The sequence below is a fragment of the Blastococcus sp. SYSU D00820 genome (assembly GCF_054050695.1).
In genome coordinates, this window is the sequence record NZ_JBJGZW010000008.1 from 33,061 (window position 1) to 58,042 (window position 24,982).

15 protein-coding genes are annotated in these 24,982 nt (G+C 67.8%); 9 read left to right on the top strand and 6 right to left on the bottom strand.

The features are described from left to right. Window positions 1-35 precede the first annotated feature (35 nt). Genes ACI79R_RS10850 through ACI79R_RS10860 form a run of 3 tightly spaced genes read left to right on the top strand, consistent with a single transcriptional unit; the run spans window position 36 to window position 3,242 of the window. Window positions 36-890, top strand: a complete 855-nt coding sequence (locus ACI79R_RS10850; RefSeq protein ID WP_456573625.1) for an ARPP-1 family domain-containing protein — start codon at window positions 36-38, stop codon at window positions 888-890. A 1-nt stretch (window position 891) separates the two neighbouring features. Then, on the top strand, window positions 892-1,842 hold the full coding sequence (locus ACI79R_RS10855; RefSeq protein ID WP_456573626.1) for an endonuclease NucS domain-containing protein: 951 nt from the start codon (window positions 892-894) through the stop codon (window positions 1,840-1,842). Next, entirely contained in the window at window positions 1,839-3,242 is a 1,404-nt protein-coding gene (locus ACI79R_RS10860; protein ID WP_456573627.1) for an ADP-ribosylglycohydrolase family protein, read from the top strand. The genes ACI79R_RS10855 and ACI79R_RS10860 overlap by 4 nt, the downstream gene beginning before the upstream one ends. Here ACI79R_RS10860 and ACI79R_RS10865 read toward each other — a convergent pair. After that, the gene (locus ACI79R_RS10865; RefSeq protein WP_456573628.1) at window positions 3,228-3,392 is read right to left on the bottom strand and encodes a hypothetical protein; all 165 of its coding nucleotides are present in this window, start codon (window positions 3,390-3,392) and stop codon (window positions 3,228-3,230) included. The genes ACI79R_RS10860 and ACI79R_RS10865 overlap by 15 nt on opposite strands. Before the next feature lie 422 nt (window positions 3,393-3,814). On the opposite strand from ACI79R_RS10865, the gene ACI79R_RS10870 reads away from it, so the two are divergent. Then, window positions 3,815-4,777, top strand: coding sequence for a hypothetical protein (locus ACI79R_RS10870; protein WP_456573629.1), 963 nt, complete (start codon window positions 3,815-3,817; stop codon window positions 4,775-4,777). A 135-nt stretch (window positions 4,778-4,912) separates the two neighbouring features. Here ACI79R_RS10870 and drmB read toward each other — a convergent pair whose 3' ends face one another. The 5 genes from drmB to ACI79R_RS10895 all read right to left on the bottom strand — a co-directional run bounded on the left by drmB (window position 4,913) and on the right by ACI79R_RS10895 (window position 17,624). Then, window positions 4,913-6,715 (bottom strand): DrmB family protein, encoded by a 1,803-nt coding sequence (gene drmB, locus ACI79R_RS10875; RefSeq protein ID WP_456573630.1) that lies wholly within the window; start codon window positions 6,713-6,715, stop codon window positions 4,913-4,915. Beyond that, the gene (locus tag ACI79R_RS10880; RefSeq protein ID WP_456573631.1) at window positions 6,696-9,881 is read right to left on the bottom strand and encodes a helicase-related protein; all 3,186 of its coding nucleotides are present in this window, start codon (window positions 9,879-9,881) and stop codon (window positions 6,696-6,698) included. The genes drmB and ACI79R_RS10880 overlap by 20 nt, the downstream gene beginning before the upstream one ends. Continuing rightward, window positions 9,878-11,389, bottom strand: a complete 1,512-nt coding sequence (locus tag ACI79R_RS10885) for an NERD domain-containing protein (protein WP_456573632.1) — start codon at window positions 11,387-11,389, stop codon at window positions 9,878-9,880. The genes ACI79R_RS10880 and ACI79R_RS10885 overlap by 4 nt, the downstream gene beginning before the upstream one ends. After that, window positions 11,386-16,086, bottom strand: a complete 4,701-nt coding sequence (locus ACI79R_RS10890; RefSeq protein ID WP_456573743.1) for a sacsin N-terminal ATP-binding-like domain-containing protein — start codon at window positions 16,084-16,086, stop codon at window positions 11,386-11,388. The genes ACI79R_RS10885 and ACI79R_RS10890 overlap by 4 nt, the downstream gene beginning before the upstream one ends. Before the next feature lie 416 nt (window positions 16,087-16,502). Further along, a complete protein-coding gene (locus ACI79R_RS10895) occupies window positions 16,503-17,624 on the bottom strand; it encodes a DNA cytosine methyltransferase (RefSeq protein ID WP_456573633.1) in 1,122 nt (373 codons plus the stop codon). A 193-nt stretch (window positions 17,625-17,817) separates the two neighbouring features. On the opposite strand from ACI79R_RS10895, the gene ACI79R_RS10900 reads away from it, so the two are divergent. Genes ACI79R_RS10900 through ACI79R_RS10920 form a run of 5 tightly spaced genes read left to right on the top strand, consistent with a single transcriptional unit; the run spans window position 17,818 to window position 24,977 of the window. Next, window positions 17,818-20,421 carry a Z1 domain-containing protein gene (locus ACI79R_RS10900; protein ID WP_456573634.1) on the top strand — a complete coding sequence of 868 codons (2,604 nt, stop codon included), beginning with the start codon at window positions 17,818-17,820 and terminating at the stop codon, window positions 20,419-20,421. After that, the gene (locus tag ACI79R_RS10905; RefSeq protein ID WP_456573635.1) at window positions 20,418-21,410 is read left to right on the top strand and encodes a PD-(D/E)XK motif protein; all 993 of its coding nucleotides are present in this window, start codon (window positions 20,418-20,420) and stop codon (window positions 21,408-21,410) included. The genes ACI79R_RS10900 and ACI79R_RS10905 overlap by 4 nt, the downstream gene beginning before the upstream one ends. Then, window positions 21,407-23,299, top strand: a complete 1,893-nt coding sequence (locus ACI79R_RS10910; RefSeq protein ID WP_456573636.1) for a hypothetical protein — start codon at window positions 21,407-21,409, stop codon at window positions 23,297-23,299. Before ACI79R_RS10905 ends, ACI79R_RS10910 begins: the two co-directional genes overlap by 4 nt. Then, the gene (locus ACI79R_RS10915; RefSeq protein ID WP_456573637.1) at window positions 23,296-24,189 is read left to right on the top strand and encodes a hypothetical protein; all 894 of its coding nucleotides are present in this window, start codon (window positions 23,296-23,298) and stop codon (window positions 24,187-24,189) included. The genes ACI79R_RS10910 and ACI79R_RS10915 overlap by 4 nt, the downstream gene beginning before the upstream one ends. Next, window positions 24,186-24,977 carry a DUF6339 family protein gene (locus ACI79R_RS10920; protein ID WP_456573638.1) on the top strand — a complete coding sequence of 264 codons (792 nt, stop codon included), beginning with the start codon at window positions 24,186-24,188 and terminating at the stop codon, window positions 24,975-24,977. The genes ACI79R_RS10915 and ACI79R_RS10920 overlap by 4 nt, the downstream gene beginning before the upstream one ends. The last annotated feature ends 5 nt before the right edge of the window (window positions 24,978-24,982 follow it).

Consider the following 24,982-nt stretch of genomic DNA (forward strand, 5'->3'; position numbering starts at 1 on the left):
CGCATCGGTGCGCTAACTCGACAGGGGTGGTCCTCATGAACGGTCTCGACGTACGACTCCACATAGGGCAGGGCACGCACCGCGGCCCGCTGACGGTCTTCCCGGTCTGGACCGACGCCCCGTCGTCCTCGCGGAACTACGTCACCGGGGCGGCCGCGCCCGTCGACGTCGCCGAGCGTGCCGGGTTCCCCGTGGTCGAGGAGCTGGTCGTCACCGTCCGCGGCGACCGCCCGGTCCTCCTCCTCGCCGGCGAGCTGCTCGAGGGCGGTTGGCAGACCCGGGCGCTGGCCGCCACGACACTGCTGGCCCCGAACCGGCCGAGCGTGCAGCCGGTGTTCTGCGTGGAGGAGGGCCGCTGGGGCGGATCGGCGGAGCACGTCCGCCGGGCGCGGCGCGTGCCGCACGCCGTCCTCCCGGCGATGGACGGCGGCGAGCGCGCGCAGTCCGCCGTGTGGGAGCGGGTGCGCGGCTACGACGCCGTCGCCGGCTCCTCCCCCACCGGCTCGCTGGCCGACCGCCTCGACCGCACCGAGACGACGGCACGCGACCTCACCCGCAGCCTGCGCCCGCTGGCCGGGCAGCGCGGCCTGCTCGTCGGCATCGCCGGGAAGCCGGCCTGGCTGGAGCTGTTCGACAGCTCCCGGTCACTGGCCGCACACTGGCCGGCGCTGCTGCACGCCGCCACGATGGACGCGCTCGGCCGCCCCGCCGTCCGCACGCCGGCCGCGCTGGCCCGTGGCTTCGCCGAGCGGGTCGAGCGCACCCGGCTGGCTGCCGCCGGACCCGCCGGGCTCGGCTCCCGGCACCGCAGCGGCACCCACACCAGAGTGGACGCCGTCCGCTGGTCCGACCGCACCGTCCACCTGACCGCCGTTGCCCAGGAGGCCTGAGGTGAACACCGTTCGCCGAGCACTCACGCTGGCCAGCCGCGTAGTGCCAGGCTGGCGAGCTCAGCCAGCCGAGGTGCATGCACCCCCGACGCCGGTGTTGCACACGCAGCGCTCGTGGCTGTGGGTCGTCTCCGAGCCCGAGGACGCGGCGGTGCGAGAGCCCGGGGATCGCGGATGGTGGACCTGCGACCGGAACACGCGAGCAGGCGATTTCGCCCTCGTCTACCGAGCTGCGCCACACAAGCACATCGCCTATCTCGTAGGAGCCGTCTCAGACGCTCGACCGCTCGAGCCGGACGACGACCTGCCCAAGGCTCGCGGCTTCGCGTGCGAATACGAGCTCCTATCGCGTTTCCCCCGTCCGCTGGGACTCCCGGCGCTCCGCGCCGACGCTGCCCTCAACGATTGGACAGCTCTTCGAATCGACCTCCGTGGAGCCGTCCACCCGATTCCCTCGGAGACCTGGCAACACCTCGTCGCAACGGCTGGCCTTCAGCCGGAGCGCCTACGAGAGCTGATGCGGGCGGGCATTCTCGAATATCGGATTGAGAAGGAGATCGAGCGGTATCTCATCCGCGAACCGGACCGGTTCGCGCGCGTCGGCTACCGGGGCTTGAGATTGGTCCAGCAGCAGAGACACCTGCCTAGCGGCCGCATCCCCGATCTCATCTACCGGACGACTTCGGGCCGGCTGCTGGTCGTCGAGCTCAAGCGTGGACCTGTGCGCCAGCAGGCTGTCGACCAGCTGCGGGGTTATCTCCAAGAGGTGTGGGCGCTGGACTCACGCAGGAAGCGACCACTGGGCATGCTGGTCGGCTCCGAAATCCGACCCGATGCCGCCGCGGCGCTCCGCCGACTCGCAGGAACCGAGTTCGTCCGCCTTGACGACCTCGGCCTGCGACCGACTCTCGACCCCACCCCACGTCTCACACCATCTAAGGACCGTCGATGACCCTGCGCATGCACCGCTCCTCCCGCGTCGCCGGCGCGCTCGTCGGCTCGGCCGTCGGCGACGCGCTCGGCGCTCCGTTCGAGTTCGGCCCGGCCGGGCAGTTCACCGCCCGCTTTCCGGCGCCGGCGCGCGGCGCGAAGACCGAGATGTGCGGCGGCGGCGCGCTGGGCTGGGAGCCGGGCGAGTTCACCGACGACACCCAGATGGCACTGCTCGTCGCGACGTCGCTGGTCGACCGCGGCGGCCTCGACGAGGCCGACGTCTTCGACCGGTTCCGCACCTGGGCACAGGCCAACCCGCCCGACATCGGCAACCAGACCCGCGCCGTCCTCGGCTCAGGCCGCCCGTGGGACGTCGCCGCTGCCGAGCACTTCGCCCGTTCCGGGCACGCTGCCGGCAACGGCTCCCTGATGCGGACGACGCCCGCTGCCATCCACTTCGCCCAGCACGGCACCGCGGCCACCGTCGACGCCGCCCGCCGCATCTCGGCACTCACCCACGGCGACCCGTCGGCCGGCGAGGGCTGCGCCGTCTTCCACGAGCTGATGCGGGTGGCGCTGGATGGCGGCGACCCGCTGGCCGCGATCCCGGCCGCGCTCGAACTCGTGGCCGACGAGCACCGCGACCGCTGGGCCACCGTGCTGGCGCCCGACTGGACGCCCGAGCAGGCGACCGAACGCAACGGTGCGGTCTGGCCGACGCTGGGCCAGGCGGTGTGGGCGCTGCGGAACGGCCGGGACTTCGCCGAGGTGCTGCGCTTGGTCATCGACCTGGGCGGCGACACCGACACCGTCGCCTGCGTCGCCGGTGGGCTGGCCGGCGCGGTGTACGGGATGGGCGGCATCCCGAGCCGGTGGGCGTCGGTGGTGCACGGCCGGGTGCCCGGGCACGGCGACCGGGTCTGGCGGCTGGCCGATCTGCAGCAGCTGGCGGCCGCGCTCGACTCCGGCGTGCAGCAGAACTACGACCCGGGGGTCATCCCGCGGATCGGACCGACCGAGGTACTGCCCGGCATCTGGGCGGGCAACCTGGACGGCGCCCGCTACAGCGATGAGGACTTCGCCGTCATCTCGCTGTGCAGGCTCGGCGAGCCGTTCCCGCACGGCGTGCACCGCATGGCCTACATCGCCGACAACGAGCACAACGCCGACCTCGACGGCATGCTCGCCGACGTCCTCGACGACATGGCCGCGCTGCACGCCGAGGGGCACCGCATCCTCGTGCACTGCCACGGCGGCGCGTCGCGCACCGGGCTGGTGCTGCGCGGCTGGCTGGTGCGCGAGAAGGGGATGTCGGTCGAGGAGGCGACGGCGCACGTCGCCGAGCGCTGGCCGCACCTCGGCCTGTGGAACGACAGCTTCACCGCCGCCCTGCGGCGGCTGGCCTCAGCGGGGAGTTGACGCCCCGGGGACGGGCGGGGTCGGCCGGGACTCGCGAAACCCGGGGTCGAACCGCTGGGTGGGCTCGAGGGGCTGGTCGTCCTCGGCCGCGTGCCGGGCGGGGCGGGGCATGACGAACTCCGCCGTCTCGTCGAGCAGGTGCTTGGGCACGGTGCCGTCCTTCCGTGGTCGGTTTCCACCACGGTACGGACTGGTTCGGCTCGACGTCCGCCCATCGGGGACAGGCGGTGGCGGTGGGCTGCCTGTGACCACTGATGCGCACACATGCTGAACGAAGGAGAGCTCCATGCCCGTGTTCACCTGTCCCGTCTGCGCAGCAAGGACCTGGACGGCGTCGAGAAGCTGCCGACGGGAGTCCGAGGGCGCGTAGCTGACATCTTGCAGGCCTGCTCGGACGGGGTCGATGGGGCCGGCAAACCGCAGCGGGACATGGCGGGAGCGGAAAGAGGCGTACGTCGCCGAGCTGGTGACCAAGCCGCTCCATGCACTGCTGGTGACGGCGACGGACAAGACGCGCAACGGGTTGTGCATCGCGGCAGACATACGGCGGTACGGGCTGATTTCTCTGGTCCGTGTTCAACGCGTCGCGTGGGGAGCTGCTCTGGTACTACGGGAGCGTCGCGGCGGTGGCGGTTGAGCAGCTGCCCCGCGCGTCGATCACCGAGGCTTGCGGCGAACGGTCGAGGAGCTGCGCGCGGCCGCTCGACCAAGACTTGAACGGAGCTGCAATGAGCACTAATGCTATTGAGCGCGATCCCATCTCGTCGGAGCTGATCGGCGACAGTGGCCCCTGGACATGGGCGCTGCCGACGCTGGTGCGGGCGCTGAACGATCCCCGTGGTCCCTGGTCACCTCCCCCCGCCCCGTGGTCTCGACACACGGCGGATGTCTCTGCTGCGGACCCAATCGCCTACTGGGCGCCGTTGACGACGCTCACGTGGGGAGTGCTCGGTTGGGTAAGACCTGACCTCGGGGTGCAGCGGTGGCTGGCCGCCGGGCGGCCGACCGACACCGCACCGCTGATGGTTCTGGACCGGTGGTGGGGGGAGGATGCGCTGGCACTGACGGCGTGGATGGAAGCTTCCACCTATCCGCACAACGTCAACGTGCAAATTCATGCGATCACCGGGGACAAGCTCTCCAGCAGGCCGATTGGTTCGCCAGTCAGACGTCGGCCTGAGTGGGGCACCATGCCCGCTGCCGGCGATTCGCACCATCTCGGACACGTTCTGGACCATCTACTGGGAAGCGGGTTCATTGAGCACAGGCCCCAACTCGATCGGCTCGTACACGACTCCCCCACAGGGGCGCAGCGGGACGCCCATCTGGTGCTCGACACCTACTGCGGTTGGTACGCAACGTTGGCGCGGCTCGGCGCCGAGTTGCCGATACGAACGGACGGACGCTCGTGGCGAGTGCACGTCACGGTGAAGCCGGTGGGGTTCCTCGGGATCTACCGACGATCCACGAAGACGGGACGGTGGTTCAGCGGCCGGCATGCGCACCACATGTTCGGCGCTTCGAATGACAGCTGAGGTGACCGGAGGCACTGAGGATCCGTGCCCTCGTTGTCAGGCGGCCCCAACCCCCGCCCGCAAGCTGCAGCGGGAACTCCCCAAGGCGCTCAATCACGTACGCCGGCTCGGCGTTGTCGTCGCAGCCAACGTCGGTCACGCACCTCGGAGTTCCGTCAGAACAGCTTCCAGCAGTCCCGTGACATGCCCACCGCCGAGGACGAGCTGTCGGTCGAGCAAGCGGTTCGACGTCTCGCACGAAGTTTCGCTGATAAGGGTGCAGCCGTGGCAGGCGGACAGGTTGAGCTGGCCGCTGCCTTGCCGATCACTTTCGATGCAGACGGGGTCGTTGGAGCAGACGTCAGCATCGGCGAGGGCAGCTGCAAGCAACGGAATCAAGGCCGCGGGGGTACCGAGCCTCACGAGGCCGCCGAGAGTGCCCTGAGCGTCGCCCGCCGCGGTGTAGATGAGAATGCCGGCCGTGCGGTCGGGACGGTCCGTCTGCGCGTAAATCCGCTCCTGTAGTGACGCGGACGAGTATCCGCTGGCGAAGGCGAGCCGTCGGATCAGCAGATGTGCGATGGTGTGCAGGGCGATGAAGCGCGGCTCGGGCGTGTCGAGCCGCTGGGCCCACGGCGACGCCTCTCGACGCCGGCGGAGGATGTCGGCGCGGGCGACGACGGCATCCTGCTGCTCCCAGTCCTGCAGCCGCGTCTCGTCGAAACGCAGAAAGATTCCTTCCCCGAACATCTCCACCGCCGGGTAGACCGGTCGGCGCCGGCGATTCATCCCCAGATCGGGTCCGATGAAGTCGGCATCCGTGTTCCACCGTTGGAAGCGACGCAGGGCGCGCACCTCGCGCACGCGTCGCACCTGACCGATCGACAACAGGTTGTCGGTGACGCCGACCGGCCACTCTTGACGAGGCTCAACGGGGACCCCATCCACTACGAAGTCGCCGTTGCTCCGGTCTCGTCCAGCGTCCAGCTTCTTCAAGAAGGCCGCCCACTCCCCGTCCTTGAGCTCAAGGAGAGGAGCGTCCTTCGACACCTGCTCTCCGCCGGCGGCGAGGTCGAGGACGACCTCCCTCGTCGTGGCCAGCTCGTCGGCAATCCAACCCGCGACCATCTCGGACTGCGGGCCCCCGTTGTCGGCGACGACCTTCTCGAAGTACACGTGCGCCTTGACCTTGTCGAGCAGTTCCAGCGATGCCGGTCGCTCCTCCGGGATGTCCAATGCGGACAGGCGCTCGGCGATGTAATTGCTGGTCGCACCGCGTTGCGCCGCCGCCAGCTTGTGATCGCACGGCGCTGCTTGACCGGAGTCTTCCCAGGGCTGCGTACCCGTACAGCGGATGCCGTCCCGTGACAGCGCGTCCTTCAGGACGAGTTCCGACAGCGGGCGGGAGCGCTTGCAGGCAGCGCAGGAGACGCGGAGCGCGGCGAGGCCCTCACCCTGCTTGGCAGAACGAACGAAGCTCAACTCCTTGAAGGCACGGCAATGCCGAACAGCGTCGGTAACACCGCGGTCCGCCCCCCGGTGCGCCCACATGAACCACGGGATGTCCTGGATGTGGCTGCCCTTGGTGCAGACGGCCACGTAGCGCATGGGAACGAGCGCGCCGCCACAGCCGCAGGTGTTGCTCCAGCGACCCTTGCTCTTCCCTGTCAGTTGCGACAACTTCTGGCAGCGCTCGCAAAAGCGCCAAGCCGGAAAGCGCCAGTAGGTCAGCCCTCTGGTGTCCTTGCCCGACCGTCCCGCATGGGCCGGCGGCTGCCGCAGCTCACCGCCGCCCAGACGCAAGGACAACCGCTCGCAGTGGATCTCCGGCGCATGCTGGCGGTGCCACCAGGACGTGTCCGGTGCCATCAGAGACTCGCCTCGGATATCGACGATGGCGCCCACACCGAAGGGCGCGATCACCTCCGACAGGCGCAGGTCATGCTTGATCGGTTCCACTGGACCTCTCCTCGAAAGGCTCCTGCACCTCGATGGCGACGTTCGGGTCCACCGAACGCATGGAGTCCGCTACCAGCCAGCCTTCGCCTGTCTGGCCGAACCTCTTCAGCAGACCCCGGTCGTCGCCCGGGCGGCGGTCGTAGACCAAGTCCACGTCGGATTCCCGCGCTTGTGCTGCCCGACGATCCCAGTCCCGCATGAGCTGCCAGGCATGCTCCTCGGTCTCCTCGTACTCGTCCCGATCCGCAGCGTCGACCCGCTGCAGCAGGCCGTCCAGCAACTTCACCACTGTTGCCTTGAGATGGTCATCCTCGAGGTCGAATCGAGCAGCAGCAGCATTGGGCGCCAGCTCGGTGATGGATTGCCGAAGCAGCGCCACCAAGGCGCCTGCCAGCGAGCGGTCCCGAGACGCCAGCGACCATGGAGTGACGCTGGTCGGTTCCACCCCGCGGTACAGGGCGTCGTGATAACCGCGGAAGGTCTCGAAGTGCGACCTGTCGCGGGCACGGTTGGACCTGAAGAGCGTTGCGACCACACCGCGTGTGTCGCCCCGACCGACACGGCTCGTCGCCTGGATGTACTCGGCTGTCGTCTTCGGCTGACCCACCATGAGCATCAGTGCCAGTCGAGGCACGTCGATGCCGACCGACAGCATGTTCGACGACAGCACGACGTCGACCGCCTGATCCGTCTCATCCACACTGCGGCCGAGTTCCCGCAAGTCGTTGGGCAGCTCCTCAGGTCCACGACGACTGGTCAGCTCGAGAACACGGTCAGCTCGGACACGGCGGAGGTCCAGTGAGAGGCGTTCGGAACGAGGCTCGAGCCTCCCGTTCACGTCGTCCACGACCAGCGTCCCCGTGCGGCCGAGCTCACGCAGACTGTTGTGGTACATCACCGCAGTCCAATAGGCGTCGCGCGGCGTTTCCGGCGATGCCACCTTCAGGACCTGGGGAACCTCGAGCAAGGGCGTAGCCGCTGCCACGACGGCCGAAGCCTGTGAGACTGACTGCGGCATCAGACCCACGTAGAGGCGTCCCTCGCCACTCTCTACCGGTCGGGAGAAGAACGTACGGTCCTCGTCCAACCCGGCAGGCGGATAGAGCGCGACCTGTCGTCCGTACAGCCCGCGCACTTGTTCGGCGGCTGCGCGGATGGTGGCGGTGGAGGCGACGATCTTGGGGCGACCACCGGATCGCCCGAGCAGAACCTGTATGACCGCGTCGAAGACGGCGACCGTCGTGCCGAGTGGCCCCGACAGAAGATGGAGCTCGTCCTGGATGACGAGCGAGGGCTGCCTGAAGGTCGTGCCGATGCCCAGCAGCCGGCCCGCTTCGGGTTTGAACTGCAGACGCGCGAACTTGTCAACGGTCGCGAGGAGGATGGTGGGCGGCTGCTCGTAGAGCACCTCATCGACGACTTGGACCGGCAGCTCCTCGTGGAACTCGCAGTGCACGTTGGTGCAGTGGATCACCAGGTCCTTTCCGTCGAGTCGGAAGCCGTACGCCCGCGGGTCGAGGGACTTCTGCCGCGGCACCTGCGCGGTTCCGCACCACGGGCACGCCTCGACCTGGAACTGGTTCGCCTGCTCCGGATGTGCCGCCTTGCGCAGTCGGTCGAGCGCGCCTTTGGCCGCGCTCCTGGTCCCGGGGGTGACGTCGTTACCGACCCACAACCCGATGGAGAAAGGGCTCATGCCTCGAACACGGTCGTCGCCGTGCTGGCCCTGCCGTCTCATCAGCTCCATGGCACACACGAGCGAGGAGGCTCGCTGGAACTGCTGCGCAGTGAGGAGCCGAAGGGTGTACCTCGTCAGTACAGCTGTACCGCCGCCCTTGGCGCCGTCCGCCAGGCGACGGCGGAAGATTTCGACCGCGGCCAAGGCGAGGTAAGCCTCTGTCTTTCCGCCACCCGTCGGAAACCAGATGAGGTCGACGAGCTCGCGATCGACGTGCCGCTCGTCGAGCGTCGAGGCCAGCGCGACGAGCAGGAACCCGAGTTGGAAAGGGCGCCATTGTGGCTCCGTCCCCGGCTTCTGCCGATCTCCGCGTGCGACGGGGGCCTGGCGCATTTGCAGCCGCATGGCAGTCATGCCGAGTGCGAAGGCTGTGCGGACTTCCGGCTCTTCACGCAGGAGGTCGACGCCCGCCCGCATGCGCTCAGCAGACGTGCGACAACGCTCGACGATCGCGTGTGCGGTGGCGGCCGATCGCTCGAAGCCCGCGACGCGACCCTCCTGTTGCCGCACCCAGATCTCGAAGGCCCCAACGAAGGCTTCCAGGCTCGGCAGTACCTGTTCCGGCCGGCAATCGATCATCGCCAGGTGCGCCAGTTCCAGTGCTTGCGCCTCCGCAGTGCCGGCCCGGAATCCGGTGGTCTCGACCGCCGGGACGATGAAGGAGGGCACGGGATCCAATGAGACGCCGGAACAGACGCCGTCCTGCACCAGCCAGTCGGCCGCCATGCCATGTCCGACGGCGAACACCTTGCGCGCCCGGTACCGGAGGCGGATCTCACGCGCCTCGGCGTCCAGATCCAGACCCCGCAGAGTGTCGTACTCGTGGATCCGTCCGCCATCTGCCGGCCTGACCGCAAGGGCCACCTGGAACACCATCGAAGGGATGTCGAGGCGATCGTCGCCCGTCGACTTCGCCAGTACACGAGCGTGCACGGTCACCAGATATCTGCCGCCGGCGAAGTTCCGCCAGCGGGAACCTACTTCCACGGGCACGTCACCCGCCATGACGTCGCGCTTGGGTGCTGCACGCGACACCGTCAGGCTTTCGAAGGCGAAGGGCCGCCGCTGCCACCGCCGAGGCCCGTCGTCGTCAAGCAAGGCGTAGGTGCCACCGGAGAAGCTGACCTGAACCGAGGCCGTGTCCGTCAGGAAAGAGACGGCAACCGACGAGGGCCTCCAATCCTCCGCCAGCGGCACGCCTGCGTCTGGCTCCTCCAGCTCGCCCGGGAGGACATCGGCCAGCACGTCGGGGTCTGCGCCACCAGCGGTGGCGTCTGCCTCGGCCGTCGCATCAGCCGGGAAGAGCATGCCCACCGCGTACTGCCTGTTGGGCAGGTTCGTCACGCACTCCGTCGGGCCACCGTCCGGGCCGATCCAGCTGGCTCGCAGGTGCTCGAGGACTTTGTGCTGAGCCGGGGTGAGCGTCACTTGAGTCCCTTCAGCAGGCGCTTGAGTCGCTCCTTGTCCGCCGGCGAGCAGACGAGGTGAAGTGAGACGCGGGCGCGTGTCACGGCCACGTAGAAGCCGGCCGTACCGATGTCGTCGAACTTGCCCGGGAGGTCGCAGACCACCACGTGGTCGGCTTCCAGGCCTTTCACAAAGCGGGGCGAAGTTGTGGCGAAGCCGCGCGGGCTACGGGTAGGTGTCTCATCAGACGCCACCCGGATGATCAGCACGTTGCCGCGGCGAGCACCGTCGCTGACGAGTTGCTCGGCCAGGGCCTCGGCATCGGTGAAGTTCGTGTCGCCGGGCACTTCGTGCCAGACGACTCGCTCTCCGTGGACGATGCCCGGGTCGCCGACGTCGGCCCCTAGGTAGGTCTGCACCACGTGCACCATGGCGCGCGTGTTCCGTACGTTCGTGTCGAGGTCGACAGGAACGGCCTCTGCGCCCACGAGTGCGTGGACGTCACGGTCGAACGTGCCATCCACATGGGCCTGGTTGTTGTGATCGAGGAACATGCGCCAGCGGCCACCGGCGCGACCACCCTCCAGCACGGTGTCGAGGCGGTCCACGTCCGGCGCGTTCATCAGATCTTGCGCCTCGTCCACCAGGACCACGTCCCATCGCCTGTCGCTCGGCAGCGCCTCGAACGGGACGACGTCGACGCGTCGGTCACTCAGGTGCGTCTCGAAGAACTGACTCAAGTGGGGTGAGCGGAAGGTCACGAGTACCCGGCGACCCTGATCCGCCTCCTGCTTCGCGGCCTCCGCGAGGACCAAGGATTTTCCGGTGCCCGCGCCTCCCTGAACAAGCAGCCGTGGACTACGGGCGAGGGCTGCCAAGACCTTGCACTGCCCCTCGGTCGCACGGCTCTGCTCCTCGAGGACGGCGCCGCGCTGCGCGTCGAGCACCGGCAGGCGAGTGAACTCGCCGAAGAGCCGCACGCGGAGGTCGGAGATCCTTGCGGCCCGGGTCGAGTGCGACGGCTTCCGAGCTGCCTCCGCGACGGCATCGAGGCATGCGCGGACGCCCGCGACCGTCATCTCGTCCTTGGCCCACCAGTGCGTGGAGGACCACTCGACCGAGTTCTGCGGCCGTTCGATGTCCGGCGTCACAACGACTGCTTCGTGCGGGAACCACCCGACACCCTCCTCCTTGAGGATGTCCCGCAACGCGAAGGCGGCAGTGCGGGCCTGGTCCATCGGGGAGCTCCGTAACCGGTGCCAGTCGCCCCGCCTGTCCACCGAATACCAGACACCCTCGTGCTTACGGACGCCGCCGCCCTTGACCTCGACGACGATGACCACACCCCGCCACAGGAGGACGAAGTCGGCTTCCGCCTGCTGCTTGTACTCGTGGGAACGAAGTTTCACCGAGTGGAAGGCGACGGCGTCGTTGTCACCGTCCACGTCTCGAAGTAGCCGGGCCAGGCGCCGTTCAGCATCACTGGTAGCCGTCTTCTCGATCGTGGCCAGGTCCGGGACGAGGATCACTCGCCGCCCTCACGCCACTCGTGCTCGTACTCGCGATATCCGAGCAAGTCATCGACCTCACCGAACTTGTCCGCCATATCGACGATGAGGCACTCGGGCTTGCCGCCGTTCTCAGGGCCTCGAAGGCCACGGCCGGCCATCTGGATGTATGCGCTGGGACTGAATGTGGGACGCGCGATGTACAAAGCCCGTACACCGGGTGCATCGAAGCCCTGGATGAGCAGGTCGCAGTTGGTCAGAACCCGCACCTTTCCCTGCTTGAAGTTCTCGATGTGGTCGCGCCGCTCCTGGCGACCGGTCTGCCCGCTGACGGCCGCTGCCGCCCGCCCCCGATAGCGCAATGTCGCTGCCAGCACCTGAGCCGAGAGCACGCTGGGTGTGAAGACCAAAATGGGCCAGGACTCGTCTTGGCTCATGATGTGATCCACCAGGACGGCCATACGCTGCTGGTCCTGCCCGATCCGGTCGAGCACCGTGGAGCTGACGCGACGCTGGCTCCGCGCCTCACGAAGTTCATCCGGTTCGAGCGTCACCTGCACACCGTCGAGCACCTGATGCTCGACGCGGGCCAGGATTCCCAGGCTGGCCAGCTGTGGGTAAGGGTTGCCGTCGAAGGCAGTCAACCTCTTGTTGCCGAAGCGAGCGACGAGCGATTTGGTCCCGCTCGAGCCGCTCTTGAACGGCGTAGCCGAAAGACCCACCAACGGGCGCTCCCACTGGCGACCGGCGACCCCGAGCCACTCGAACAGCCGCGTGTACATCCGCGACTCCCCCGCGCGGTGCCCCTCGTCCACGATCACAGCGGCGGGACTTTGGAGCCACGCGTACTCAGGGTTCTCGAGGACCTGGAGCAACTGTGCGTCCGTGGCGACGATGACACTGAATTCGGTGTCCGGCTCGTGGACCACCCTCGAGTCCCAGAGCCGCCCGACGGTCAGCGGACGCTCATCACCGAGTCCGCGCCAGATGTAACTCCAGGTCTGCACGGCCTGCTCGCACAGTTCCTGTGACTGAGCGATCCAGAGGACCGGCCCCCTGAGCTCGCCGCTGATGAAGAGGCGCAAGACCGTCTCGCAGGCCACACGCGTCTTGCCGGCGCCGGTGGGCAACTCCACCATCGCCTTGCCCCGCCTACCGGTTGCGTCCAGGCTCGTGAGGACCTCGCCCAGCTGTCGGCGGATGTCCTCCTGGAACCTGTGAAGCGGGTTTAGCCGCACTGCTCCCGGCACGACAAACTCGTCCTCCTGCCGCTCGTTGCGTCGTCCGGCAAACTCGCCGCCGAAACCCATCTTCCGGAGCCAGGAGATCGTCGTGGCGCTACCCGCCCACTGTGTCGGGACGTCGGAGAAGCCCTCCTGTCGGAACTGGTCCGCGAGCTGCTTTACGGCGTCGGACCCGTAGACGGTCAGGAAAAGCTCCGATACCGAGGTCCTGTCGTCGACGAGACCCTGCAGCTCGAGCGCCTGCCACAGGCCCTTGGGCAGCGCATCCCGGAGGTCGTCAGGCCCGAAGTAGACGTCCAGGCGGTCCGCATCGGTCGGCGCGGCCTTCGCTTCCTCGCGCAGTTCTGCATGGTGCCTGTCCAGGCCCGCCTGGAGGACACTGGAGATATCGGCCTGGTTGAGGCCCAGGTCGAATGCCTGCGACGCAATCTCCAGCAGTCTCCTATCGTCCATCCGCCGGTCGACCACGAGCTCGACGCCGTCCAGAAACCAATGCAGGGATTGGTCCTCGACGCCCTCCTCGGTCGTCACCCGCTTCGCTATGCGACTGGCGCGGGACAGTGTGCTGTTGAACAGCCGGTCCTCGTAGCGGGTGTTGCGCAGGCCGGTGAACACGTCGAGCAGGGGTTCCGGGGCGAGCTGACCCTCGATCTGCATGGAGAACGCAAAGCTGTCTTCGAAGCGACGACAACCGACCTCGGCGACGAGCCGGTCGGCGTCCTCCTCGGAAGCCTGGAGATGCGGACGATCCTTCGACGTCAGGTAGGCAGCCTGCTCCTCGGACACAGCCACGAAGACCGTGTTGGGCGGCCTGGACTCCACGGTCCTTCTGATGCGGGCCGGGATCCGCGGCGGCTTGCGGCCGGCGAAGGCGACCTCCGCCGCAGCGAGTGCGAACTCGACCAGAACCGCATCGGAAAGGGTAGGCGGAAACAGGTCCGCCTCGATTGCTTGCTCGAATACGTGCGCGGGCACGGCGTCGAGGTCACGCGGCAGATCGAGCCGCTCCGCCAGAGCCAAAGACCCCTTGAACAGCGGGAGCAGGCCGTCGTAGCGCACCATCGAGGGCGCCACGGCGTCTGCTGGTGGCTTACGCCCTCGCGAGGTCGGGACGAGACCCGCGCGATCGATGGCCCATTGGACGGGCGAGGGGACCTCGTGGTCGCGATTGGTCGCGAGATCCTCGCAGATCCACTGGTGATCACGGAGCGCGAGGAGGCCGACTGTCCAACTCTCGCGCAGGGCCTCGGCGGCTCCAGCCTGCTCCAGCATGAGCAACATCGAGAACGGGCCCGGGCCCGATGTCCGCGAGAACTCGACGTTCTCTAAGGCCCGCTCCCCCGGCCCCAGTTGACGATTCAGCGTGTCGAGCACCCAGGCGCGGTACTGCTCGAACGCCGGTTCGTCGTCGAGTCGGTAGTCGCTCTGGGGCTCGCGCACGACCCCCAGTTCGTTGGCGACGTCGGGCTGGCAACGGCTGCGGTCGAGCATCCGTGCGTCGAACTGAGACCCGACGAGCCCTTCCACGTCGAAAACAAGGGAAGGTGCCGCCCAGCCGCCGTTCCTGGTCGGCACGCGCACCTTCGCGGCCTGCGCCCGCAGGGTCTCGACAGCCGCACGGGTCGGCAGATCCAGCGTCGCGTCCCACATCTTCGTGAGCGCCTCGTCGTCGTCCTCGTCCGATAGTCGGGCGAGCCTCGCGTTGAGGATCGCTTGGGCATCGAGCCCGCGGAAGCCTGCACGAGTCAGCTGAGCACGCACGCCGGCCTGCGCCAAGAACCCAGGATCGACGAAGACGGCCCCCTCGACCTCGAGGTCATCTTCATTGGCCAGGAAGACGACGTCCTTCTCAGCGAGCGAGCGCAGGCCGTCAGAGGTGGGAATGACACGGGCCTTGTCAGCCTCGAACTTGCCGTGCAGATCGAACGCGACCCTGAACGCGTTGGCCGCGGACACCGGGTCGCTGCCCTGGGCCCACTCCCTCAGCCAACTGAGAAGTCCGCGCTTGGGCGCCGTCTCGAGCGCCTTCCGCAGGTCACGGTCACCGGCGTCGAATTTCTCGTCCAGGTTGGCCAGGGTGACGAGATCGCGCAGACGGGCGATGCGGGTCGGCGTGGCGTAGCAGCGAAAGTGAGGGACGTCCGATCCGGTGTTCGGCGACTGGCACCAGGCCCGGTGTACGTCCTCGCGCACGGTCATCTCGAAGTCGAGGGGGCGCAGGTCACGCGGATGCGTCAGTGTTCCGTTGGCGTCAGGCACCAAGGCCCGTTCCGCTGCCAGGCGAGGGATGTTGTGGGTGAGGTGCTCGTCGCCGAAGCCCCGGAGCTCGCGGCCACGAGCCGGCATGTAGTCCAGATGTCCTGCCGGGTCCTCCGGCGTGGACAGCCGCGGCAGCAGGTCTACGAAGATCTCCGACAGCGTCCTGAGAATCTCCTGGTTGTAGCCGTTCGACAGCATGGTCGTCCGGTCGTCGTTGACGCTCCAGGGCGCGTTGAAGAGACCGGAGGCAGTCGTTTGGTCCTGCAGCGGGAAGTACGACCAGAATTGACCGACCGTCCGGTTGCCGAGGCTTCGCGGCAGCGCGACGGTCACCTTCACCTGCTGTCGGGAGACGGCCTCCCCGACCTGCTTGCGGGCCTCAGCCGACGGAGAATGCATCCGACCCTCGACCAGCCATTCGTCGCCCGAGCCGTCGGGTCGCTCGATCTTGAAGTTCCCCGCTCCGAGGTCCCTCGAGACGTGGCTCGTGGTGAAGCCCCCTTCACCGAGGACGCGCAGTCGCACCTCTCGCACTGCACCGACGAAGAGCAGGAATTCGGAACGGAACTCCTGGATCTCCTTCTGGAGCCGCTGGATGTCGGTCACCTGCGGGAGCTTGACGACCGTCGACGCCCATGTAGCGAGGTCAGCGAGCACCGGGTCGCGATCGAACTCTGCGACAGCATCGATGAGAGTCGCCGTCCGCAGTACGGGCAGACGGCGAGCCGCCGGGGCGATGCGACGCAGGGCAGCCTTGGCCTCCGCTGAGTTGAACTCGAAGGAGACCGAGCGACTGAAGACCTGAGGGGCGTCGGTGACGGCGAGGACGGACTTGAAGCCAAGGCCGAACCTGCCGATCTCATCACCCCGTTTACCACTGAGGTAGGCCATCGTGACGGCGGTGATGCCCGACTTCGAGAAGGGCCGCCCTGAGTTCGCGCAGTACAACGTCGAGTTACGCGCGTCGAGGACAATTTCGACCCGAGCCTCATCAGCGAGGTCAGCAGCGCCTGCAAGAGCGTCGGCCGCGTTCTGCACCAGCTCGAGCAGGGTTCGGTGAGCGTAACCGCCGGTCCTGATCGACTCCTCGTGATTGGCCTGCTCGTCAATCAGCCGCGGCTGTTGCTCGCATGCAGCGATCTGAGCCGCGAACTGGTTCTGCACCGCCTGCACCAGCTCCGGATCGGGCTGCCACAGCTTGCCATTCACAGACATCCCCACCTCAGCACCCAGTCGTCCTTGACACAGCTAGCCTGGCCATGGCCGCACCACGACCGGCGACACTCCCGACTGCGCTCTTCCTCACATCCGCACGTTAACCTGGATTTGCGCCCAAAACATCGCTCAGAGGAGGTCAGCGAGTCGACGGGAGCAAGCGCAAGAAGTGACAGGTGGTGTGGATGGCTCGTGTGAGCCGGGGTCACCACGCGTGCGATCACGCCCTGGGCGAGGGTGTCAGGAGTCGACAGCAACTGCACAAAGTAGCGTGCCGATTGAGCTCGAGAAGAGGCTCGTCGCTGGGTCAACCAAGCTTGCGAAGTCCGCGCTTTCGCCAACAGCACCGCTGCGGATATTTCGATGCCGTGATTCGCGGGCGACTCGGACGTACGGGCCGACCGAAGTCCCGTTCTTCAGCTCAAGGTGAGTCGTTGAGCCACCACATCAGCGATGGCTCGTGCAAGCGGCGGAGGGACGGCGTTGCCGATCTGTCGCGCGATCTCCGCCTTGCTGCCGCACCAAACGTGACGGTCGTCGAATCCCTGGACAACCGCGGCCTCCGCATGTGTGAGGGCTCGGTTGACCTGTTCTCCCCCGTTCTCCCACTGTGGATGCAGGAAGCGACCCTTCTCGGGGCGGAAGAACTCGGTGCGGATCGTCACCGCGGGCTCGTCCCAAGTCAGCCGGCCGAGGACGTCGCTTGCACCCCTCGTGTGCCGCTTCCAGCAGGGATATTGGAGTTCCTCCGGCAAGTCGAAGCGCCCCTTGCCAGGCCGGATGTGGGCATACCGGGTCTCGGACGTCAGGTCGTACTTCCGCGTGACGTGCAGGTCCCCAAGTTTGAAGCTCCCCGGGACCTCGTGTCCCTGAAATACGAGACTGCTCTCCGGCAGCCATGTCTTCCGGACGCCAGGCTCCAAAAGGACCGCCCCCCCGAGGAACGCTTCCCTCAGGCCAATCCACGGTCGCAGGCTCCCCACCGGCGTCTTGGCGTGCGTTTGCCTCGGACGGCTGACTGGACCGATGCGCGATCCCACCACGATGGTGCGAACGCGCCTCTGTGGCGTGCCGAAGTCCGCCGCATTGAGTCGGAAAACCTGCGTGTCGAAGCCGGCGAGCTCACCGACCTCGCTGGCCGATTCGCGGAGCAACTGGAACTCCGGGGTCTTGGCGAACCGATCGACGTTCTCGAACACGAACATGCGCGCGCCGGACTCGCGGACGACCCTCACGAACTCCCGCCACAGCTGATTGCGAGCATCCGCCGGGTCGCGCCTGCCCAGCGCAGAGAAGCCCTGGCAGGGCGGCCCACCGATCACGACGTCGCTCTGAGGAACGTCGGTGTAGCCAGCGATGTCGCCGGCGTACGTGTGCTGTGCCGTTGCGTCGAAGTTCGCGGCGTAGGTGGCGGCTGCCGCCCGGTCGAACTCCACAGCCCCGACGCTCGTGAAGGTCCCCTGGTCCAGGAAGCCTCGGGTCAGCCCTCCGCAGCCGGCGAACAGATCCAGCAGTGTGTAGCCATCCCCCCGCACCACCTCACGTTAGCCGGCGGCGGTGACAGAGGCGGCCAGCGACTCACCGCGCTACGGCCCAGAGGCGGCGGGCCTCGACGTCACAGGCGAACCCTCGAACACTCCAGCCTCCCGCGGCTCCTGACTGACGCTCGCGACGCCGGCGCTCCGACCCGAGTGCCTAACCTCGACAGGACACCAATGGGGAGGGGGCTAGGTGAGAACCAGCACCACGGAGCAGGTCGACCAGCTCTACAAGGTCTTCCAACAGTTCACGCAGTCAATGACGCCGCACGATGCCGTCAAGAACCTCCAGCTGTTCGGCGCTGACGAATCGATCATCCGCGCGGTCCGCGAGCGTCACGAGGCGGAGAGCCTCCGCATCCGGAACCTCGACGAGCCCACCTCCGTGTTCCTCGACGGCCGCCAAACCTGGTACACGGGCCCCGACATGGAGAACGACCGGAACTGGCCAGCGCTGGTCGCATCAATGCGGCACAAGGACTTCGGCGACGACAACATCGCCTCCATCGACCAGTCCTCGACGAAGATCGTTTCACTCCTCGATCACCCGAAACAGAACGAGTTCCGCACACGCGGGCTCGTCGTCGGCTACGTCCAGTCGGGTAAGACGACGAACTTCACTGCTGTCATGGCGAAGGCGGCCGACAAGGGCTACAAGCTCTTCATCGTGCTCTCGGGCATCCACAACACACTGCGGCGGCAGACCCAGGTCCGGCTCGTGAAGGACCTGGTCGACGCCAACCCCGGCCAGTGGCACCAGGTCACCAGCGACACACACGACTTCGTTCCGCAGCCGAATCCCAAGGCCTTCTTCGCCGCCACGGATCAGTGCGTACTGCTCGTCGTGAAGAAGAACGCAGCCGTGCTTCGGAAGCTCCGAACCTGGCTCGGCAAGGCCGGCGAGTACCTCGAGAACTGCCCCACACTAATCATCGACGATGAGGCCGATCAGTCGACGGTTGCCACCGCGAAGATCAACCCGCTGCTCTACGACGTGCTGGACAAGTTCCCCAAGGTCGGGTACGTCGGGTACACGGCGACCCCGTTCGCGAATCTCCTCATCGACCCAGCAGCCGATGAGGATTTCTACCCTCGCGACTTCATCGTCAACCTGCCCCGGCCGAACGGCTACCACGGGACGGAGGTCCTCTTCGGCCGCGACCTCCTCGACGGCGAGGACCCGGCGGACCTTCCCGGCGGCTACGACATGGTCAGGCTCGTCCCCGACGACGAGGTCGACGACCTGAAGCCTCGGAGCAAGAAGGAGGCCGCCGACTTCCAGCCTGCTCTGACGCATTCCCTACAGGCGGCCGTCGAATGGTTCTGGCTCGCGACAGCGGCCCGCCGCGCCCGGGGTGGGGGCAACCCGCACTCGACGATGCTGGTCCACACGACGACTGAGACCCTCGTGCACGAGGCCTTCAAGGAACCTCTCCTCCGTCTCCGCACATCCATGCTCGACCGATTGGGGGCTGCCGACGGCCGGACCGTCGAGCAGCTCCGGGAGACCTGGGAACGAGAAACGACTCTCGTCCCCGCCGCCGACTTCGGGGAGGAAAAGGTCGACTTCCCGACCGTGCTGGAACACCTTCCCGAAGTCGTGCGCCAGACCCGTGTGGTGATCGACAACTACCGGAGCAGTGACAGGCTCAACTACGAATCCGGGCCGGTCACCGCAATCGCCGTCGGCGGGAACACACTGTCCCGAGGCCTGACCCTGGAGGGACTGGTCTCGAGTCTCTTCGTCCGGGCCGTGTCCGCCTACGACACCCTCCTGCAGATGGGCCGTTGGTTCGGCTACCGCAACAGGTACGCCGACCTTCCGAGGATCTGGATGACCGACGAGCTGCGGATGTGGTTCAGCCACCTCGCGACCGTCGAGGCCGACATGCGTCGCGACATCGACCGGTACATGCACAACCCCGCCGAGACGCCGCTGACGTTCGCCGTACGACTCCGCTCTCACCCCAAGATGAGCATCACGTCAAGGGCGAGGATGAAGTCCGCCGTGCTTGCACACGCGGCCTACGGCGGGACCCTGGTCGAGTCCCGGTTCTTCGACGTGAGCGCGAACGGCCGAGACGTACTTGCCGAGAACGCCGCAGCTGCCCGAGACCTCGTCGGCGCCGCCCGGCAGCACGGGACCGATGAGACGACGCGTCCGGAGACTGCGCTCTTCACACAGGTGCCGCACGAGGACGTCCTTGCCTTCCTCGAGCGCTATACCTTCCACGAGCGGTCGGAGGACGGCGACCGCCGGCGCCTGACCGACTACATCGGCAAGCGGGCTCGACAGGGCGCGCTGCAGCGCTGGAGCGTGGCCGTCGTCGGGAACTCCCAGCCGAACTCGACGACTGACCGGTGCGACCTCGGGCACGGGATCGAGATCCGGATGGTCAAGCGCGCTCGGCTGGGGCAGGACTCCGACACCACGCTCAACCCCGTCGCGGACATCAAGACGCTGTCCAGCCGCAGGGACGAGACCATCGACCTCGATACGGACGGGAAGGATCTGGGCTCCCGCCAGCAGGTCCTCGAGCTCCGGCGGGCCCAGCGACCGGACGAGGGGCTCCTGCTCGTCTACCCGATCGAGCCCGAGTCCGACACCGGGAAGGGCGGTCGCCGGCCGCTCGATGCGCCGACCGACGACGTCGTCATCGGCGTGGCCCTCCTCTTCCCCACTCCCCGTCCAGGTAGCTCGGACTCCGAGGTCGAGTACTACAGCGCGGACCTGTCCGGTGTGCGCGTGGAGGAGGAGGACATCTCCGTCCTCGACTACGACGACGAGGCCGCGTGACCGTCCTGCCACGCGATCTCGATCTGCTCTGGAACGCCGCGGCGGATCGTCCCGTCGTCACTGCCTTCAGGAGCGCATCCGTCGGAGTGGAGACGCCGCAGGGGCCGGTCCTGGCAGGAATCGACGCCCGGGGACACCGACACCTGCTCGTGCCTCTCGCGGCCAGGCACACGCTGAAGGACATCGTGGACGGCGATGCCGTCGTCCTTCGACGACGGGCACTCGAGGATGAGAACAGCTTCCAGTCGTACGCCTCGCTCGAGCTGGTCGACGACAGCCTTTCCGAGCTTTTCAAGGCGCTCTGCGTGGAGGTGGTCGAACGGATAGCCGCCACCCCTGACCGGGCTGTCGCTGCGCTCCGTGCGGTGCTCAAGGAGTGGCGCGCGCTCCTCGCAGGCAATGCGCGCCCCCTCAGCGTCTCGGCGCTGGCCGGCCTGTTCGGGGAACTGCATCTCCTCCGCTCCGCGCTTCGCCGAGACCCCGGGGCCGTGGCCTTCTGGACCGGTCCCAACGGCTCTGCGCAGGACTTCCACCACGGTCTCCGTGCCGTGGAGGCGAAGACGACGACAGCTCCCGAGGGGCGATCCGTCCGGATCCACGGCGCCGACCAGCTCGATGCCCAGCCACCGGGCCGCCTGCTGCTGCGCTGGCTCCGCGTCAGAACCGATCAGGGCGCGTCCGTACCAGAGTTGGTGACGGAGATCCTCGGGCTCACCGACGACGGCGCCGCGTTCCGGCTGCTGCTCCACAAGGTGGGATACCGCGAGGTGGACCGCGTGATCTACGACAGAACCAGGTTCGATGTGCTGGAGGAGCACGTGTACGAGGTGGGCCCAGGTTTTCCTCGCATCACCTCGTCAGGGCTGACCGGCGATGCGACGCTCGGGGGCCTCGGGGCCGTCGACTACACCCTCGACCTGGACGTTCCGGCAGCTCAGGCCAAGCGGGTAAATATCGACCCCGCTGACTTCCTCGTGGGCGCACCGTGATCACGCCACACTGGTGGTCCCAGCCGTTCCCGCCGACCGGTGCAATCGCCTCCGAGGGCATCCGCAACCAGCTGGGCCGGCCGCCGGTCGATCCCCTCACGGTCTTCGTGCGCGAGACGGCCCAGAACTCCTGGGACGCTCGACTGCCGGACGTGGAGACCGTGTATCGCTTGGAGCTGACCACGGTCGCGCCCACGCACCGCCCCACCTGGGAGCGACTTCTCACGCCCCCGGCAGGCGTGCAGGAGCACCTCGGGGTCGGACGTGCAGTACGGACGCCGAACCTGCGCCTGCTCTCGGTGGTCGACCGGGGCACGAAGGGTCTCGGTGGCCCCACCCGTGCCGACCAACTCGCGGAAGGGCGGCGCGACTGGATCTCCTTCGTGCTCAACGTCGGCGAGAAGAGGGACACCGCCCAGGGCGGCGGCACGTACGGCTACGGCAAGGCAGTCCTGTACCGCCTGTCCCGCGTGGGCACCATTCTCGTCTACACACGGACGGCGGACGAGCATGGAGCACTCTCCTCCCGTCTCATCGGCATCGCCCTCGGCAGCTCCTTCGACAACCGAGGTCGTGTGGACGCCGAGAGCAGGCCCTTCACCGGTCGGCACTGGTGGGGCGATGTCCGTGACGACCATGTGGAACCCCTTCTCGGCGAGGACGCGGACGACGTCGCCCGGGCGCTCGGGCTCACTTCGTTCGGCCCAGGGGAATCCGGGACGAGCCTCGTCGTCATCGACCCCGACCTCGACGAGTTCGATGACATGGACCAGGCCGCACGCCACCTGGCGGACACCATCGCCTGGCAGCTCTGGCCGATCATGCTCCCCGAGCGAGGCTCCCAACGCCTTGTCCCGGAGGTCGTGTCCGCAGGGCTGTTACACCCGGTCCCGGACCCGTCCCGGGTGTACCCGCTGCGCATGTTCGTCTCGGCGTACCGCCGCCTCCACGCCGAAAGCGCAACGACCCTGGAGAGCGGCAACCCGAAGAAGCGTCTCGGCCGCTTCGCGCTCGAGCGCGCGGTCGTCGTCCCCATGTCCCCGGGTGCCGCCTCTTTGGCCGCCGGGTTCGCCGGGGTCGAAGGGGATCCGCACCACGTCTGTCTGATGCGTTCCCCCGAACTCGTCGTCCGGTACTACGAGGGCCCGAGCACCAGCTCGGTGCACAGCGTCTACGCGGGCGTCTTCCGTGCCGACGACGAACTGGACGAGGTGTATGCCGCGTCCGAGCCCCCCACGCACGACAACTGGGTATACGAGCAGTTGACGGGTCCGGCCCGGACGTTCGTCAGGGTCACTTTTGCCCGGCTCCGGGAGCAACTCGCCGTCTTCCGGGCGCCGGTGCACGCCGCCGTCGCCACCAGATCACGCACGGCCCTGGGAGCTGCGAGCAACTACCTAGGTGGACTCGTAGCGGCGGCATTCACCGACGTGGCGGAGAGCCCCTCCCCTCGAGCCGCACGTCGATCCCCGGGCGCGCCCGGCGTCGCAACCTCAGAGCCCGGTTCCTCCGTCACAGGCGCCGGTCGACGGCCGGCCCCTTCGAGCCGGACCAAGGTGACGACACTGGTCGAGCCGCACCTCGAGGAGATGGACGGCGCACTCGTGGTCGTCGCTCGGTACGGGATCGATGCCGTCGGCCCCCTTCTGTTGGAGGCTCGTCTGGCCGTCGCCACATGGGAGGGCCGCGAGGACGATCCCCCTGCCGGCGCGGAGCGGCCGCGCGTCTGGCAGTGGCATACCACCGATGGCGCCGTCAGGACCGCCACCTGCACGGTCGTCGGCCCGACGGAGGTCGGCCTCGTGGTGACTCCCGTGCCAGACACCGCGACCGAGGTCGGCCTCGTCGCGACGCCCTGGACCGACCCCAGTCCTGCGAGCGCAAGATGACCCGCGTCTTTCCGTTCCTTCGCCCACCGGGCGACGTCGTCGTCGTCGGCCCCTGGTCCCGTCTCACGCCTGATGGAGGGGAGCCCCTTCCCGACACGCTCACCGACTGGGACTACAGCACCACGCTCGTCCTGCACCGCCCGCTGACGGTCGACGGTCTGCGTCTCCGCCGCCTCAGCGGTCTTCCGGAGGATGCGGCCGTCGACCTCAGCGTCCAGTGGTTGGCCACCAGTTCCGCCTTGCGCGGCCGGGCCTGGCGCTCAGGACTTCCCACCGATGACGGCGCTGGGGTCACCATCGATTTCGAGCTACCGAGTGATGACCTCGGAGGAACGCTCGAGCTGGTCACCAGCGTCACGCTCCGGCGGTCGGCTCCGGGAGCCTCGCGGGCGGCGGCGACCCGCCCCGGGAGCGTGCTCTGGTCGGACCGGCAGCGCGTGCTCCTTGAGGGAGAGAACACCCTCTTCCCCATTGCGACCGCCGACTTCCACGACCTCCCGTATCCCACTGGCGCCGGCTGGTACCTCCACATCGAGGAGGACCTCGAGGCCGCTGCCCTCGGCTCGATCCTTCTGGTCGTGAACGAGCGTCACGCCGTCGTGATGGGTGCGGTCGAGGCAGCGTCGTCTCCCACGGAGGCCGACATGCGGGTGCTGTCGACACTTCGTACCGACCTGCTGCGGGTCCTCATCGAACGGGCCCTCACGAGCGAAGATCTGACGGAGGAGAGCGACTATCCCGTGGGCTCACTGGGCGCGCTGCTCCTCACCGTCGTCCGGAACGCGTTCCCGGCCTTCTCGATGGAAGCGCTGCGGCGCGAGCGGCAGACGGCGCCTGCCCTCTTCAGCAGCCGAATCCAGGAGACCTCACAGCTGTTGGTGGCCCCATGAGCGTCCTCTATCCCCGACTGCTGGGAGACACCGCCAAGCGACTCCACCAAGGACACCTGCAATCGTCGATCAGCGAGCTGAGCGCCCGGCACGGTCTCCGGCACCCCGCGGCCGTCTTCGCAGCAACGGGTGGTCGACGCATCACACCGGACGAGCTGCAGCGGCTGCGCGATGACGTGCTTGAGATCGCCCGGCGTGCCGGCTTCCCCGACGAGGGGCGGCGGCAGGACAGGGTCTCGTTCGACCTGGAGGTCGCCCGACTGCTCCACGAGAGATGCGGCCTCGTGGCCGGCGAGGCAGCCGTGCGACCGATCTGGGCTTTCTTGGCCCTCGTCCTCCTGCCTGACGTCTCGTATTGGCGCTACCCACGGCCTCCGGGGGATCGCGTCCTCGGGACGGACATCACGCGCCACGTCTGGGGACGACTGTGGTGGCGAGCGCACCTTCTGGCCCTGCCCCAGGAGGAGTACGGGAGGTACCGCTTGCTGGACACGTTCGGTGAGGCCGCCTTCGACCAGATCTTCGCCCGCCGGCGATCCATCGGCGGCAGCAGAGCGCTCGTTCGCACCATTGCGGAGATCTGGCCATCCGTGGACCACGGGCGAGTCCCGGAGCGCGAGGTCCTCATCGACGTGCTCAAGCGACTGTCCCGGTGGGGAGCCGTCGTGGAGTTCGAGGCACTGGACGACGACGAGCTACGACACCAGGTGCGAGATGCCGCGATCGAGTCGGCCGAGCGCTTGCGCCTCCAGGCACCGATCGACGGACCGCGGCACGCGCGCGTCTGAACCGG

What these genes read in the sequence shown, in the direction of transcription:
- ACI79R_RS10915 (WP_456573637.1), top strand. Translation starts at nt 23,296, where the DNA reads ATGACCCGCGTCTTTCCGTTCCTTCGCCCACCGGGCGACGTCGTCGTC.
- ACI79R_RS10920 (WP_456573638.1), top strand. Translation starts at nt 24,186, where the DNA reads ATGAGCGTCCTCTATCCCCGACTGCTGGGAGACACCGCCAAGCGACTC.
- ACI79R_RS10850 (WP_456573625.1), top strand. Translation starts at nt 36, where the DNA reads ATGAACGGTCTCGACGTACGACTCCACATAGGGCAGGGCACGCACCGC.
- ACI79R_RS10860 (WP_456573627.1), top strand. Translation starts at nt 1,839, where the DNA reads ATGACCCTGCGCATGCACCGCTCCTCCCGCGTCGCCGGCGCGCTCGTC.
- ACI79R_RS10890 (WP_456573743.1), bottom strand. Translation starts at nt 16,086, where the DNA reads ATGTCTGTGAATGGCAAGCTGTGGCAGCCCGATCCGGAGCTGGTGCAG.